Origin of the sequence: Paenarthrobacter sp. TA1.8 (genome assembly GCF_048595705.1) — a bacterium.
Classification (GTDB): domain Bacteria; phylum Actinomycetota; class Actinomycetes; order Actinomycetales; family Micrococcaceae; genus Arthrobacter; species Arthrobacter nitroguajacolicus.
In genome coordinates this window covers 980469-996655 of sequence record NZ_CP184287.1, presented here as the reverse complement: position 1 = coordinate 996655, position 16187 = coordinate 980469, and the positions used below count along the sequence as shown (strand labels likewise).

The window sequence follows — 16187 nt, the reverse complement described above, 5'->3', positions numbered from 1 at the left end:
TCACCCCCTCACAAGGAGCATCATGAAAACCCCTGCAAGAGCTCTGGCACTTTCGGTGTTGATCGCCATGGCCGCTACCGGCTGTGGAGCCGGCCAAAGCCAGCCAAGCAGTTCCAAGCCCGCCGGGTCGGTCACGGAACTGGCGCCCAACGTGGTCAAGTCCGGCTTCACTGCCAAGGGCGGCAACATCAACGTCCTGATGTCTTCCGATTTCCAGACTCTGGACCCCGGGAACAGCAACTACGTTCAGACGGCAAATGTTGGCCAGCTGTACTACCGCACCCTGACCATGGCCAAGGAAACAGCGGGCCAGCCGCCAACAGTGGTCCCGGACCTCGCAACGGACACCGGCAAGGTCTCCGACGACGGCCTCAGCTGGACCTTCACCCTCAAGGAAGGCGTTAAGTTCGAGGACGGAACACCCATCACCTCAGCGGACATCAAGTACGGCGTGGAGCGCACCTTCGCGCAGGATGTCTTCACCCAGGCGCCGCAAGAGTTGAACGCAGCGCTCGACGCCGGCGGGTACAAGGGGCCGTACAAGGATCCTTCCGCTGTGCTCAAGGCCGTTGAAACGCCTGATGAGCGCACCGTGGTCTTCCATCTGAAGAAACCGTTCGCCGAGTTCCCGGCGTTGGCGTCCCGGTCCAATACCGCTCCTGTCCCGAAGGCCAAGGACACCAAGCTGGACTACACCAACCACCCGGTGTCCTCGGGACCGTACATGGTGGAGTCCTACAACCGTGGCAAGTCCCTGAAACTGGTTCGCAACCCGCATTGGGATCCCGCGACGGACCCCAACCGCTCAGCACTCCCGGACACGTTCAGTTTCTCGCTTTCCACCTCGCAGGCCACCATTAGCCAGCAGCTTCTGGCGGACTCTGATCCGAATGCCATCACCCTTGACTCCAATGGCGCGCTCCAAACCTCGGACTCCGCCAAGCTGGCTGATGCCCAGGTCAAAGACCGGGTGGCTTCAGGCCTGCTGGGCTGCAACGACGTCCTGAGCTTGAACACGGAGAAAATCAAGGACCCGGATGTCCGCAAGGCGATCGCTTTGGCTCTGGACCGCCAGTCCATCCTGGTTCAGTACGGTGGACGACGCTTCGGTGAAATCACCCAGAGCCCGCTGAATGCCAAGATGCGCGGCTACGTGGAGACCGAACTGGAACTGGACCCCACGGGTAAGCCCAAGCTGGAGGAAGCCAAGAAGCTCCTGGAAGGCAAGGACTTCCCCAAGACCCTGACGTACGGCTACGCCAACAATCGGGACGCCTTCAAGAACACCGGCACGGTTGTCCAGCAGAACCTCAAGGCCCTGGGCATCGAGGTTGAGCTGGTACCGATCCCGGCACCCAACTACTACTCCGTCCTGGCCAGCGAGCAACTGCCGGACATGGGCCGTTCCGGCTGGTGCGGTGGTGCCGACCCGGCGTCAGTCCGCACCTCCGCGGATCCCCTGCTGGGACCAAACAATGAAGGCACCAGCTACGGCTTCTCCAACACGTCCCGATACTTCGATCCCGTAGTTTCCAAGGCCATGTTCGATCTCCGCAATACGGACGGCACCTCCGAGGAACTGGGCAAGAAATGGTCCGAGGCGTTCGGCTCAGCTTTGAAGACCTACCCGATCGTCCCGCTCATCCGCAGCCACACCAACAGTGTGGTGGGCTCCAACGTCCGCAACGCCCAGGTGGGCTATTTCTTCGGCGGCATCGATCTATCGATCGTCGGCGTCGAGCAATAACCGGGCTTCGAAAACTATTCGGGCATAGTCCAGAAGGAGAAGCGGGCCGCCTGCCTCAGCGGGCGGCCCGCAACCACCACCATGATGACTTTCATTCTTCGCCGGACCGGTTCGTTGGTCCTGCTTCTCGCCGCGGTCAGCTTTATTACCTTCACGCTTTTCCAGCTCGGCCCCTCTGATCCCGCAGCCGCTGCGTGCGGTCAGGAGTGCACACCCGAGCGCGTGGCCGAGGCCCGTGTTGCTTTGGGCATGGACCAACCTTTCTTCGTCCAGTACGCCGATTACATCCGCGGGCTCTTTTCTTCGCGAATGATCGGCGCCCCGGGCGCGCAGACTCTTTGCGAATGGCCGTGCCTCGGAAAGTCCTTCCAAACCAATGAGAACGTAGCCGACATCATCGGCCGTTCACTCCCCTACACCTTCTCCATGGCCATCGGCGCGCTGGTGCTGTGGACCATTACCGGCGTCGGGCTTGGCCTTCTGGCCGCCCTCCGCAAGGGCTCTCCCGTGGATAAGTTCATTGTGGGCGCCGCCTCCGTGGGCGTTTCACTGCCGATCCCCGTCACGGGCCTGTTCCTGCTGCTCCTGTTCGTCAACCAACTACACCTGTTGCCCTTCACCACCAACGAGATCAACAGCCCGTTCGGCCCGCAAGGTCCGGCAGCCTGGGTTGCCAACTACCTGCTGCCCTGGATTGCGTTGGCCGTGCTTTTCAGTGCCTCCTACATCCGTGTCACCCGGACCAACATGATCGAGACGTTCGGCGAGGACTTCATCCGGACGGCCCGCGCCAAGGGCCTGGCACCACGGATGGTCACGTTCAAGCACGGTGTACGGGCCGGGATCACACCGGTTGTGACCATGCTCGGCATGGACATCGGCTTGTTGCTAGGCGGCGCGGTCCTCACCGAACAGATCTTCTCCGTCCCCGGACTGGGCTTCACGGCCGTGCATGCCGCCATTTCCGGCGACCTTCCCGTCACCATGGCCATCACCATGCTGGCCGCGTTCTTCGTCATCGTGGCCAACGTCGTGGTGGACCTCGCCTACGCCGCCATCGATCCCCGAGTGAGGCTCCAATGACCCATGTGAACACCACCACTCAACAGGCGGGCGCCCCAGCGGGCGGCCTCGCCACCGCCCCCTTCCTGGAGGTCCGTGACCTTAGCGTGAAGTTCCCTACGGACGACGGTGTTGTCTCCGCAGTGAACGGGATGGACTTCTCCCTTGAGCGCGGTCAGACCCTTGGCATTGTGGGCGAGTCCGGTTCCGGAAAATCCGTCACCAGCCAAGCGCTGATGGGCCTGCTCAAGGGCACCTCGGCGCAGGTGAGTGGCCAGGCGATGTTCCAAGGCAAAGACCTTGTCACCCTGCCCGAGTCCGCGATGCGCCCGCTCCGCGGCCGCAACATCGGCATGATCTTCCAGGATCCGCTCTCGGCGCTGCACCCCTTCTACACTGTGGGTCACCAGATCGCCGAGGCGTACCTGGTCCACAACAAGGCGAGCAAGAAGCAGGCCCGGGCGGCCGCCGTCGACATGCTGGGGAGGGTGGGTATCCCGGGCCCTGAGCAGCGCTACGACGAGTACCCCCACCATTTCTCCGGTGGCATGCGCCAGCGTGCCATGATCGCGATGGCGCTGATCTGCGAACCTGAACTCTTGATCGCGGACGAACCAACCACGGCGCTGGACGTCACAGTTCAGGCGCAGATCCTGGACCTCATGTCCGAGCTCCAAGAGGAAACAAACTCGGCGTTGATCCTCATCACGCACGACCTCGGTGTGGTTGCCGAGGTCTGCGACAACGTGTTGGTCATGTACGGCGGGCAGTGCGTCGAGTCCGGGCCGGTGGACGGGATCTTCTACGACACCCAGCACCCCTACACACTGGGCCTGCTCAACTCGATGCCCACGCTCAACAGCGCATCGAGCCAGCTGAACCCCATACCCGGCCAGCCGCCGTCGCTCCTTGACCTCCCCAAGGGCTGCATCTTCAGCGCAAGATGCCAGTACACAGAACTCGCCGGCGACGGCATCTGCGCCAACCAGCGGCCTGAACTGCTGGTGGAGGACGGGCACGGCAAACGCTGCCATCTGAGCGGCCCGCAGATCATCACCATTCGGAATTCGCGTTAGGACCGGCCATGGAACATCAGCCAATTCTTCAGGTGGAGAACCTGCAAAAGCACTTCCCGCTGAAGGGCGGCCTGCTTCCGGGCGCCGCCAAACGCTCTGTCAAAGCGGTCGACGGCGTTTCGTTCAGTCTCGCCCGAGGCCAGACTTTGGGACTCGTAGGTGAGTCCGGATGCGGCAAATCGACCACTGGCCGTATGGTGGCGCGCCTCATGGACCCGACGGGCGGCCGGATTCTGGTGGACGGCGAGGACATCAGCCAACTTCGCGGCAAGGATCTGTACAACTTCCGGCGCAAGGTCCAGATGATCTTCCAAGACCCCTTCGCGTCCCTGAATCCGCGGCAAACAGTGGGTACAGCTATCGCCGCTCCCATGGTGGCGCAGAGGATCAATCCGCCAGGTGGCCTCAAGAATCGGGTGAAGGAACTCCTGGACCAAGTGGGGCTCAAGCCGGAGCACTACAACCGTTTCCCGCATGAGTTCTCCGGGGGCCAGCGTCAGCGCGTGGGTATCGCCCGGGCGATTTCCCTGAGTCCGTCAGTGATTGTGTGCGACGAACCAGTGTCCGCTTTGGACGTCTCAGTGCAGGCACAGGTGGTGAACCTGCTGCAGCAGATCCAGCGCGACACCGGCGTTTCCTACATCTTCATCGCGCACGATCTCTCTGTGGTCCGGCACATCTCCCACGAAGTCGCTGTAATGTACCTGGGCAAGGTCGTCGAGCAGGGGCCTCGGGACGCTTTGTTCAGCGATCCCTTGCATCCGTACACCAAGGCATTGCTCTCCGCAGTACCCCTTCCGGATCCCCGGGCAGCCCGTGAACAGGTGAAGATCCGGCTTCGTGGCGACCTCCCCTCGCCGGCCAACCCACCCAGCGGCTGCGTCTTCCGGACACGGTGCCCGTTGATCGGCACGCTTCCCGAGGAGCAACGCCAGCGGTGCATTGACCAGATTCCCACACCAGCCAGCCTCGCGGCTCCGGCCTGCCACCATACCGGGGTGGCCTCGGCGGTCCTGGCAGGCGTGAAATAGACGCAGGCAAGAGATTCACTACCAAAGGAGCAACCATTGAATACCCTGATCCGCGCCGTCCGCCCCTGGGGGCAAGCGCTCAGCGACGTCACCCTTGTCGCGGGCGAAGCAGGCTGCAAGATCACCGCCGTCGAACCGCATGATCCAGCCCGCGTGGTTCCGGGTGGCGTTACGGTAGTGGAAGGCCGCGGACGTTTGCTGCTCCCGTCATTCTCGGACGTCCACGTTCACCTTGATTCCACCCGGATCGGCCTTCCGTTCCGTGAGCACACCGGAGGTCCGGGTGTGTGGACCATGATGATGAACGACCGTCAAAACTGGCGCAACGCTGAGGTCCCGTTGCAGGAACGCGTGAACGACACCCTGGGCCGGATGATCGCCCGTGGTACTACCCGGGTCCGCTCCTACGCGCAGGTTGACGTGGACTGCAGGCTGGAGCGTTTCGACGCCGTTGCTGCCGCCAAGGAAAAATTCGCCGGCCAGGCCTCCGTGGACATCATCGCTTTCCCCCAGGCCGGGTTGTTGCTGGAGGAAGGGACGGTGGAGCTCATGGAGGAGGCGCTGAAAGCCGGCGCCAACGTTATGGGTGGCATCGATCCCTGCACGCTGGACCGCGATCCAGCGAAGCACCTGGACATCGTGTTTGGGCTGGCAGAGAAGTATCAGGTTCCCATCGACATCCACCTCCACGAGCCCGGCGAATTGGGAGTCTTCAGCACGGATCTGGTCCTCGAGCGCACCCGGGCCTTAGGCATGCAGGGGAAGGTGACCATGTCCCACGCGTACCAATTGGGCAGCGTCAACGAGGCCACTACGCGTAGGCTCATTGATGCCTTCGCGGAACTGGACGTGTCCTTGGCCTCGGTTGCTCCGTCTGCTGCAGGCCAACTGCCCATTCCCTTGCTCACCGAAGCCGGCGTTCGTTTGGGGTTGGGCGAGGATGGCCAACGTGACTACTGGTCCCCTTACGGCAACACGGACATGCTGGACCGCACCTGGCAGCTCGCCTTCACGCACGGTTTCCGCAAGGACGAGCTGATCGAGCACTGCCTGGCCATCGCCACCATCGGTGGTGCGAGCATCCTTGACCCCCGCGCAACCAGGCTAAAGGACACGGCCCATCGTCCCGGCGTCGAGGTTGGCGATCCCGCGGAACTGTTGCTGGTGGACGGCGAAACGGTGGCTTCCACGGTGATGGACCGAGGAAGGGACCGCACCGTGATCCACGCCGGAAGGGTTGTGGCGGACCAGCTGGAACTGGTCTAGCTCCCTCGGAACCCGCTCTTGTCCGGGCTCCTCACCGTTGAACGGTGAGGAGCCCGGACGAGGACGGGTTTCTGCGTGCCGGGCTACTCGCCTCTGGCCGTGGGCGCTTCATCCAGCGGCGTCCACCACGTCACAGCGGGAGTCACTGTGAATCGCCGACCCGTCACCTTGCTGGGAGTGATGCGGATGAACTGGTCCTTTTGGCCTGCTTCCCATGGGAAAAGGAGGAGCCCGACGGTATCCAGCACGTCCTGCGTGAGTTTCACGGCAGATGCTTGGCCCTTGACCACAACGCTCCATGCCACCCCTGTTTCGGCATTAACGCCGTCGGCTTCGATGGCCACGGGCGCGTCACCCAGGGCTGCATGAAGTTTGGTGCCTTCGCCAGTCCGGAACACCATGGTCCCGTGATCAACCTTGTAATTCACGGGGAAGATGTCCGGGTGGTCGTCCACCACAACGGCAAGCCTGCCCACTGAGACGCCACGGAGGAGCTCCCAGCATTCGTTGGTTTCCAGGATTTCCGTGGCAGGTGTTTCCGGCTGTTGCGTCCCTGATGGTGAGTTAGTCATATCGCCGAGGATACGCCGCGGAGTTGCTGCCCGACAGGCCGTGCTTCGGGTTCCGGGCGGCCAGTCCCGGTCTTGTTCGCTGCGCCCGCCCTCGTACGGCCGGATTATCGAACAAGGCTGGCTTTCGAGACATTCTCGGCCTGTTGGCTTCCCTGATCAACAGTCACCAGTGGTCCCCGGATTGCCAGGAACCCGGCACCGGCCAGCACTACGGCTTCGGCGGCAAGCGCCCAGAACGTCAGCTCCCAGCCACCGGTCATGGTGTGCAGCAATCCGGCGCCCAGCGGACCGAGGGACGCCAACGCAAAGCCAAATCCCTGGCTCATTGCCGAAAGCTTTCCCGCAGATTGTGGTCCGTCAGATCGGATCACCACCAACGCCATGGCGAGCCCGAATCCCGCACTCTGCACAACCCCCAGAATCCCGACCATGAGGAACTGCAGCTCAACCGGCGTTGTCAGGACTCCCAACAGCGCAAACGCGACAGACACACCTAGCCCCGGCGCCATGATCCGCAGGATGGCAGGACGACCGGCCAGCACGGGTGCCAACAAACTTGCCGGTAACCCGGCCAGGCTGAACCAGGCGAGCAGGGCAGCGGCATCGGCTGCTGCAAGCCCACGGGATACCAAATACACCGCCAGCCAGGATGTGATCGCGAAGTAGAGCATGGCCTGGAGGCCGAAGAACGCTGTCACGGCCCACGCGGTGCGCTGCTTCCGGAGCGGGACGGCCCGCTTTCTCGTGACAATCGTCGACGGCGCGTCCCCGGCCAGCGACCTAGCGGCGCCATCCCCGGCGGGGCCTCCGGCACGGTGGATCAGGAAGGCTCCCAACAGCGCTGGGACAGCCCACACAGCCAGTGCTGATGGCAGGTTGCCGCTGAAGGCGTGCTCCAGTGGCTGGACCAGTCCGGCCCCAAGCGCCGCTCCGAGCCCGAACCCCATGGTGCACAGTCCCGTCCACCAGCCGGTGCCGCGGTTTGCTTTGACGATCTGGGGCACCAGGACACTCGCGGTCATGATCGCCATGCCGGCCAGGAATGTGCCCGGCAGCAGGAGTGCCGGCACGGTCGCCCGAACCACCAGCGCTACAGCGAGAACCAGCAAGGCGAGAGCCACAGCCCGCCCGGTGCCGAATCGTCTAGCCAGCCAAGGCCCGATGGGACCGGAAATACCAAACGCCAGCACGGGCAGAGTCCCCAACAAGGGCAGCAGCGCGGGGTCCAGGTTGAAAACTCCCGGGACCTGGTTCATGACCCCCGCGACGGTCGTGATGGCCGGTCGAAGGTTAACTGACACCACAACAAGTGCGAGCAGCATCAGGCCAGTCATCAACCTCGGATTCAATCCCGCCCCAGCCAACCGCTTCACACGCACGTCATTCCCCTCATAGCGACTTTGGTATACCAAATAAGACTAAGAGGTGATGTCCAGAAAGTAAATGCCGTAAACCATGGTGGCTAAGACGACTCCAAGTGCGATGCTGTCAATTTTGGAATACCAAGGAAACGCAATGTCGATCCGTGGACGGTCTTGAACGTGATAGAGCGTCACAACCAAACACGAGCGACGTGATAGAGCGTCACAACCAAACACGAGCGACGTGATAGAGCGTCACCCTCAAGCACGAGGGACGTGATAGAGCGTCAGCGAGTCGTCCCCGGATGGCCCGCAGGGCCTGAACGCGGCAGCGCGCGTCTAAGGGAGGCACGACCGAGCGCGCCGAGCGTTCCGGCCCTGCGGGCACCAGACGACCGAGCGCGCCGAGCGTTCCGGCCCTGCGTGACGCCTCAAGGCCTGATCAGATGGCCTTCCCCGGGTTCAGAATCCCCTGGGGATCGAACAGTTCTTTGATGCGCCGCTGCAGCTCCCTCACGGGCTCGGGCTGCTCCAGGCCGAGCCATCGCAGCTTGTATTGGCCAACTCCGTGCTCACCTGTGATGGTGCCGCCCATATCGAGGCCGACTCGAATCGATTCGTCCAAGGCAGCATTCAGCCTCTTCAGGGCCTCCGCGTCTGTGGCCGGGTCAACCCTGTCCATCCAGAAGGTGGGGTGCAGGTTGCCGTCGCCGGCGTGGGCCACTACTTTGAGTCGGACGTGGAATCGGGTGGCCATCGCTTCGAGTTCGGCTACGAAATCGACCAGCCGGGAGCGCGGGACGGCGATGTCTTCCCCCACCCTGAATTCGTCATCCACTTCGACGCCGCGGCTGTTGCGGCGCATTTCCACCAGCATTTCGGCTTCCGCACTGGCTTCCATGGTCACTGTTGCGCCGCTTTCAGCGAGGACCTGCCGAACGACGTCGGCTTCTGCAGCCGCACCGAAGCCATCGGTCTGGATCAGAAGTAATGACTTGCCGCGTTTTTGGAGGTCACCGCCATGGAGTTCGTCGAGCTGCACCAAGGTGCCGTTGTCCAGGAGCTCCATGATGGCGGGCTGTACCCTGGCCTTGCCCACAGCGAGGACTCCGGCGGCGGCGCTGCGGAAGTCCTGGTAGAAGGCGGCGATGGTGTGGACCTCGCGAGGCAGGTACTTCAAGCGGACGGTCACGCCCACCACGATTCCCAGCGTTCCTTCAGACCCGACAAGGAGCGCGGTCAGGTCATAACCTGCGACGCCCTTAAAGGTCTGGTGGCCGGTATGCATCAGCGAACCATCCGCCATGACGACGTCCAGGGCCAGCACGGAATCGCGCGTTACACCGTATTTGGCGCAGCGCAGTCCTCCGGCGTTGGTGGCAACGTTGCCGCCGATGGTGGATATCTTGTAGCTCGCCGGGTCGGGCGCGTACATCAGGCCGTGTTTGGCCGCGGCAGCGTTCAGTTCGGCGTTGATAACGCCGGGTTCGACGACGGCGGTCTCGTCGTCGGGGTTGAGGTCCAGGATCCGGTTCATCCGTTCAAGGCTCAGGACGATGCAGCCCTGGGTGGCATGCGCTCCCCCGGAGACACCGGTTCCAGCACCCCGGGCGACGATAGGCACCTGATGCGCCGCGCAACTGCGAACAATATGTTGCACGTCCTCCACGGACTCGGCCCACACCACAGCCAGGGGCAGATGCCTCTCCAGCATTGGACCCTGATCCGCCGAGTACACGGTGAGGGTTTCTTCGTCGTCCGCCATCTGCCCGGCCCCAAGTCCAGCGGCAAGCTCCTCCACGAAAGTCCCCTGGATGACAGGTGGCTTGGCGGCTTCCCCTCGGCCCACCGTGCGTTCCTTGATGCTTTCCGCTGATGTTCCGGCGATGGCTGTTTCGTCCGACAAGGCTTTCCCTCCACATGAGCACCGCGGACACGCCAAACCGGCAGTCTTCGCAGTCTTTTCCTTGCCAGTCTAGCCAGCACCGGCGGGGCATCGGGCAACCTTTAGTCCAAGGGAAGCGGGGTTCCGGGGATCGCCCAGATTCCTGCGGAGATACCTTCCGAGCGTAGACAAACACCTTCGACGCCGGATGGACCGGCAGTTGCCGATGCCACCGTGCCGGAGTGGTGCAGGGGCGGCAGTAGCAACGCCCTAAGCTGCGCGTCGCTGAGAACCGAATCGTCGAGGACCACTTGGGCAGCATCCCTCGAGACGAAGACCAGCACTGAAGACTCCATGGTTTCCCGGACAAAGACCATGGCGTCGCCCTCTGCGTGCAGCCATCGCACACCACCCTCAGTCAGCGCGGGCATTTCCCTGCGGAGCCGCCCGAGGCTTGCGTAGACGGATCGCAAGTCCTTAACCACGCGATGCTCGACCACAGGGGCCGGCTCCCCTTCCGATCCCGACTCAGCCCACGGCATGGGAGTCCTGGAGTCCTCGCCGTTGAACCCTTCGAATCCATATTCATCGCCGGCAAACAACACCGGAACTCCCGGCAGGCAGAAGGTGAGCACCGCGCCCACTGCCGGGCCGCCGTCGACCATTACCGTTGCTGCCCGCGCTGTGTCGTGCGTATTGAGCGCGTTCATGTTGTTTTGTCGCACAGCCCAGCTAAATCCCGCTGCGAGGTCTTGGTGCGTCACAAGGAAATCTTCAGCGGAGATCCTGTTGGGCCCCGACTGGGGTGAGCCGAAGAAGTTTACGTTCGGCGCGTCTTTCGCGAGCCAGGACCATAGCGGCCGGGTGAGGTTGGAGTACGTCATGGCACCCTGCCAGTGCTCACCAGTAACGTCGGGGGCGGCATCGGATGTGGACTCAGCGAGCAGGGCCGCGTTCGGGTTGATTTCACGCACACGGTCAGCGATGAGCCGGGCAACTTCATGGTTGAGATCCACAGATCCAAGGCGTCCCGTCATGTTGCCGACGTCGATCCTCCATCCATCCAGGTTGAACGGCGGCTTAAGCCAACGGGACACCACGGAATCATGGTCCGTCACGAAACGCCGGCGGAGGGCTTCCGAGGACCAGTTGAATTTGGGTAGCGACGGCACTCCCCACCACGACTCATAGCTGGAATGGTCCGGGCTGAAGTAGTAGTAGCCGGCTTCCTCTGATCCAGGATCGGCGAGCGCTTTGACGAACCATTCGTGGGCAGCGCCGGAGTGGTTCGCGGTGAGGTCCCCCATGACGCGGATGCCCCGCGCGTGTGCGGCTTCAACCAAATCCACCAGGGCCTGGTCACCACCCAGGAGCGGATCCACGGAATCGAAGGTGGAAGCGTCGTAGCGGTGGTTGGAACGTGCAGGGAAGAAGGGCGTCAGATAGAGGATGTCCACGCCCAGTTCCTTCAGGTGGTCCAGGTTGCCCGTGATCCCGGGGAGGTCTCCCCCGTAGAACTGTGTGGAGGCTTCCTCGCCCGTTCCCACCACCAGGGCATCCCAGGAGCAAGCGATGGCCCACTCTGGCGTGGGGTGTCCGTCCGCTTGGGTGGATCGGGCGAACCGGTCCGGGAATACCTGATACATGGTGCCCTTGCCCAGCCACTCCGGCGCCGGGGCGAACGCCGTCAGCCTAAAGTCTGCTGAATCCGAAACGTCCCGGGCGAACAGGCCTTGGGCGTTGAGGTTCCAGTAGCGCCGCCCGACGGTAGTGCCAACCAGTGCGCCACCAGTCGGCGTGCCGGCGGCAGCACCGTCGTCGTGCGTGTCAGTGACTTCCAGCAGGAAGCGGTACTTGGCCACCGGGTTCGCCACCAGCATCGCCGCTTCCCACCAGTCCCAGCCATCGGCGGAGCCGAGCCGGAATGCGGCATCGTAGCGGGGCTCACCGTCCTGGACAGAACGGACCCAGACTTTCGACGCCGGTCCCCAGCCCTGCGGTACGCGGACCCGGAGGCGAACGGTGTCGCCGAGGGACACAGGCCCGGGTGCGGTGTTGGATACGAAGAGGCTCGAGCCGTCGTGGTGCGGAAGGGCGATTGGCATGGTCAGCCTTTCACTGATCCGGCGGTAAGTCCGCTGACGATGTATTTCTGCAGGAAGAGGAACAGTGCCATGACCGGGATCGCTGCGATCACAGCCCCGGCCGCGAATACGCCCCAGTTCTCGGAGCGCTGCTGGGCCACGTAGGAGTAAAGCCCGACGGCGAGCGTCTGGCTGTCCGGATCGGTCAGCACCACGCTGGCGATGACGAACTCGCTGGAAATGCCGATGAAGGCCAAGAGACCCACAACCGCCAGAATGGGCGTGACCAGTCGCAGGATGATTCCGAAGAAGATCTGCACGTGGCTGGCGCCGTCGATCTTGGCGGCCTCATCCAGTGACTGCGGGACTGTGTTGAAGAACCCGTACATAAGGTAGGTGTTCACACCCAGCGCTCCGCCCAGGTACACCATGATGAGGCCCAGTTGGCTGCCCAGCCCCAAGGCCGGAATTACCTGCGAGATCCCGCTGAGGAGCAGGAAGATCGCGACGACGGCCAACAGTTGCGGGAACATCTGCAGCAGGAGGAGGGTCAGGAGTCCCATCCGGCGGCCCTTGAAGCGCATGCGGGAGAAAGCGTACGCGGCCATGGCACCGAGGAAAACGGTAGCGGCGGACGTTACCGTACCTACCACCAACGTGTTCACGAACCAGCGGCCGAAGGGGCGGGTGGGGTCGCTGAAGAGTGCCACGAAGTTACCGGTGTCGAACCTGGAGAACAGCCCGTTGGAACCCACAAGGGTGCCGTTGGAATCCAGGGCAGCGGAGAGCACGTAGAGCAGCGGGAACACGGCGAAGATGGTGGTGACGATGCCCACCACATGCCGCCAGCCTTTGTCTTTGAACCAGACCCCAAAGGGACGGCGCTTTTGCGTCAGCGGCGACGGGCCGCCGTCGACCGTTGTTGTTTCCTTGCTGGAGGCCAGGGTGCGTACGCTCATCAGTTCACGTCCTCGAGTGCTTTGGTCTGCTTGAAACTGATGGCCGAAATGGTGGCCACGATGATGAAAATGATGATCGCGAGCGCGCTGGCCAGGCCGTAGTCGCGGCCCGTGCCTTGGCCGAACGCGACTTTGTACACCAGCGTGATGAGGATGTCGGTGGAACCGATATCGCGATCAGTGTCCGCGAAGCGCGGCCCACCGCCGGTGAGCATGTAGATGACGTTGAAGTTGTTGAAGTTGAAGGCGAAGGAAGAGATCAACAGCGGCGCCACGGACACGAGCAGCAGCGGTAGCTTGATGGAACGGAACACCCGCCAAGCGGAGGCTCCATCCATGCGGGCTGCCTCGTCGATTTCGGACGGCAGCGACTGCAGGGCGCCGGTGCAGACCAGGAACATGTAAGGGAAACCAAGCCACACGTTGACCACCAGCACGCTGATCTTGGCCAGGACGGGGTCCGTCAGCCAGCCAATGTTCGCGCCGCCGAGCAAGGTTTGGTTCAGCCAGCCGAACTCGGGGTTGAGGATGCCGGACCATACCAGGCCGGACAGGAAGGCAGGAAAAGCGTAGGGAAGGATCATCAGGATCCGGTACACCTTCTTTCCCCTGAGGTCCTCGCGGTTGAAGGTCATTGCCAGGAAGAGGCCCATCACAAAGGTGAGCGCGACGGACGCGATGGAGAAGGTGAACGTCCAGAGGATCACGCCCACCAGCGGACCGCGAAGGCTGGGATCCGTGAAGGCCCGGACGAAGTTGTCCATACCGACATCGATCTTCCAGCCGGTGGCCAATGTTTCTCCGTTGGCATTGGCGAAGGCGCCCTTGCCGTTGTCGCGGTATTCCGCGCCGGTTTCGGTGTCCACGAAGGTGTCCGTAGCGGCGTCGTAGTTGAGCGCCGGCTTGAACTGGTACGCCGTGCTGCCGTCTGCTGTGCGCAACGTTCCATCGGCGGGGTCGTCCGAAACCGGGACCGTGATCTTCAGGATCTCCTGCTGGTTGGCCACGATCTCCTGGAACTTCATCGCCTGGTAGCCCGGCAAGGAGTTGGCCTTGCCCGTTGAGTCTTTGCCGGCGTCCGGGGCTTCGGCGAGCGGATCTTCGCTACTACCGAGTTGCGCCTTCCCTGCCGGATCGGTGAACAGCAGATAGAACTCGTTGTCCTTGGTCAGCACGGAAGCCTTGTAAGCAGGCGAATCCGGGACGCGTTTCTGCGCTGTCAGCTGGATGGCCGAAATGGCATCGTCCTTAGTGCTGTTGTGCCCATCGCCGTAGTTGGTGAAGGCGATGTAACCGCTGAATACCACCACCAGGACCTGGAACACCAGCAGGAACAGGACCCCGGGGGCCAGGTATTTGGCCGGCAGCCCGCCTTTCCGCAGGTAGATCCAGTTAATAGCCAGGACCACCAACGACGACACTGCCAGCGCAGCCCACGACTGGCTGAGGAAAAGCATCATCAGGACATACACCGCGAAGGCGTCCACAAGTCCCAGCAGGACAACTTTGAGGATGGTGCCCTTGAGGGAATCCGGATGGCGTGTGGGCTTGGCTGGACGTGCGGGCTTCGCTGGACGGCCGGTCCTGCTGCTGGAATGCTCGGCCGGGGCCGCATGGCCTTGGCTGGAGGGCAGTTCGCGGAGATCTGGTTTTGGCATTGTGGATCCTTGGGTGAAGCGGTTGGCGGCAGGCAGGGCCGGGCGGTGGAGTGCCGCCCGGCCCGGGCAGACCGGTGGAGTTATCCGGTTGCGGTGCTAGCCGCCGATCTTGGACTTGATGCTGTCGGCCATCTTGGTCCAGGCCTCAGCCGGATCGCCTTGGCCCTTGATGATGGCCAGTTCGGTAGCACCCCAGTCAGCCCACACCGCGCTCATTTCCGGGATGGCCGGCATGGGAACGCCGGTGGCACCGATCTTGCCGAATGCCTCCACCACGGGATCGCTGGCGGCCTTGTCGAATGACGCCTTGAGGGCCGGAGGCCGTCCTCCTGCTGCATACATGGAGTCCTGAGCCGACTCGGAGGTGAGGTAGTTGGTGACGAACTCGTTGGTGGCCAAGGCGTTGGCGCTCTTGGCGCTGATGAAGAAGCCGTTGACGCCGATGAACGGCTGGGCAGGCTCGTTGCCGGCGGTGGGCAGCTCGTCTACGGAGAACTTGATGCCCTTCTTCTGGACATCCGGAACGTTCCACGGGCCCGTCACGAAGTACGGGGATTCGCCGGCCAGGAACTTCTCCTTGGCAATGTCACCCGTGATGTTGGAGTTGATGATCTTCTCGCCGGCATCGCCCCAGGCGGCCAGCTTCTTGGCGAATTCGACGCCGGCAGCGTCACCGATGAGGAGCTGCTTGGCGTCATATTCGCCGTCGGCGTTCTTACCGAAGACCTGTGAGCCCATGGAGGACTGCAGCGGGTACAGGTGGTACGGATCGCCCTGCTTCGGGTCCATGCCCACCAGGAAGGGGAAAGTGGCTTTGCCATCTGCCACGGCCTTCTTGCCGTTCGCCACTACTTCGTCCAAGGTGGCAGCCTTGCTGTCCACGATGCTGGTGTTGCGTAGGAGGGCAATGTTTTCGATGGCGTAAGGGACGCCATAGACAGCGCCGTTGTAGGTCATGGCCTTGATGGAGGAATCCTGGAACTGTCCGGCTTTGTCACCCAGCTCGACGGGTGCGATCACACCGTTCTGGACGAACTTTCCAATCCAGTCGTGGGGTCCGACGATCAAGTCAGGCCCCTGCCCGGTGGGCACCTGGGTGATGAAGTCGTCGCGCACGGCGGCGAAGTCCTTGACCACGAGCTTCACCTCGATGCCGGTATCGGACTTGAACTTCTCCGTGATGTCCTTCAATGCCGGGGAACGCTCGGCGTCCACCCACATGGTGATGACACCGGCTCCTGCCGCCTTGAGATCCGGTTTTGCGGCTTCCGAGCTCGGTGCGGTGGAGGCGCTTCCACCGCACGCGCTCAGTGCCAGGGCTGCGGCCACGGAGAGCGCCCCGGTGGCGAAAACGCGCCGGGTGGTGTGAGTCGCGAGGGTATTGTGCACCTTCATTGGTGTCCCTTTCGTTCTTTTGCTTCGACGGCAAGGGCTTGAGGCCCGCCTCTTCGCCGGTGACATGGCTCACAACTGCAAGCGCTTCCAC

General features: G+C 62.8%; 12 protein-coding genes. 5 read left to right on the top strand and 7 right to left on the bottom strand.

Annotation, left to right across the window (positions count from 1 at the left end; genetic code table 11):
• Window positions 1-22 precede the first annotated feature (22 nt).
• From ACNAOT_RS04835 to ACNAOT_RS04815, 5 genes are all read left to right on the top strand, one after another.
• A complete protein-coding gene (locus ACNAOT_RS04835; RefSeq protein WP_178996081.1) occupies window positions 23-1747 on the top strand; it encodes an ABC transporter substrate-binding protein in 1725 nt (574 codons plus the stop codon).
• 81 nt (window positions 1748-1828) lie between these two features.
• Window positions 1829-2830 carry an ABC transporter permease gene (locus ACNAOT_RS04830; protein ID WP_420180230.1) on the top strand — a complete coding sequence of 334 codons (1002 nt, stop codon included), beginning with the start codon at window positions 1829-1831 and terminating at the stop codon, window positions 2828-2830.
• Window positions 2827-3885, top strand: coding sequence for an ABC transporter ATP-binding protein (locus ACNAOT_RS04825; protein ID WP_420180229.1), 1059 nt, complete (start codon window positions 2827-2829; stop codon window positions 3883-3885). The genes ACNAOT_RS04830 and ACNAOT_RS04825 overlap by 4 nt, the downstream gene beginning before the upstream one ends.
• An 8-nt stretch (window positions 3886-3893) precedes the next feature.
• Complete coding sequence (locus tag ACNAOT_RS04820) at window positions 3894-4916, top strand: ABC transporter ATP-binding protein (RefSeq protein ID WP_420180228.1); 1023 nt, start codon at window positions 3894-3896, stop codon at window positions 4914-4916.
• 36 nt (window positions 4917-4952) lie between these two features.
• Window positions 4953-6182, top strand: coding sequence for an amidohydrolase family protein (locus tag ACNAOT_RS04815; RefSeq protein WP_420180227.1), 1230 nt, complete (start codon window positions 4953-4955; stop codon window positions 6180-6182).
• An 83-nt stretch (window positions 6183-6265) separates the two neighbouring features.
• Here the strand turns inward: ACNAOT_RS04815 and ACNAOT_RS04810 are convergent, their stop codons facing one another.
• The 7 genes from ACNAOT_RS04810 to ACNAOT_RS04780 form a co-directional block, all read right to left on the bottom strand.
• A complete protein-coding gene (locus tag ACNAOT_RS04810) occupies window positions 6266-6754 on the bottom strand; it encodes a pyridoxamine 5'-phosphate oxidase family protein (protein ID WP_091465530.1) in 489 nt (162 codons plus the stop codon).
• A gap of 104 nt (window positions 6755-6858) precedes the next feature.
• The gene (locus ACNAOT_RS04805; protein WP_420180226.1) at window positions 6859-8076 is read right to left on the bottom strand and encodes an MFS transporter; all 1218 of its coding nucleotides are present in this window, start codon (window positions 8074-8076) and stop codon (window positions 6859-6861) included.
• Between the two features lie 481 nt (window positions 8077-8557).
• The gene (locus ACNAOT_RS04800) at window positions 8558-10021 is read right to left on the bottom strand and encodes an FAD-binding oxidoreductase (RefSeq protein ID WP_420180225.1); all 1464 of its coding nucleotides are present in this window, start codon (window positions 10019-10021) and stop codon (window positions 8558-8560) included.
• Between the two features lie 101 nt (window positions 10022-10122).
• Entirely contained in the window at window positions 10123-12105 is a 1983-nt protein-coding gene (locus tag ACNAOT_RS04795; RefSeq protein WP_420180224.1) for a glycoside hydrolase family 13 protein, read from the bottom strand.
• Between the two features lie 2 nt (window positions 12106-12107).
• Window positions 12108-13043: a sugar ABC transporter permease gene (locus tag ACNAOT_RS04790; protein ID WP_091465525.1), complete on the bottom strand. Its 936-nt coding sequence runs from the start codon at window positions 13041-13043 to the stop codon at window positions 12108-12110.
• Complete coding sequence (locus ACNAOT_RS04785; protein ID WP_420180223.1) at window positions 13043-14701, bottom strand: ABC transporter permease subunit; 1659 nt, start codon at window positions 14699-14701, stop codon at window positions 13043-13045. The genes ACNAOT_RS04790 and ACNAOT_RS04785 overlap by 1 nt, the downstream gene beginning before the upstream one ends.
• 96 nt (window positions 14702-14797) lie before the next feature.
• Entirely contained in the window at window positions 14798-16096 is a 1299-nt protein-coding gene (locus ACNAOT_RS04780; protein WP_420180222.1) for a sugar ABC transporter substrate-binding protein, read from the bottom strand.
• Window positions 16097-16187: the final 91 nt, after the last annotated feature.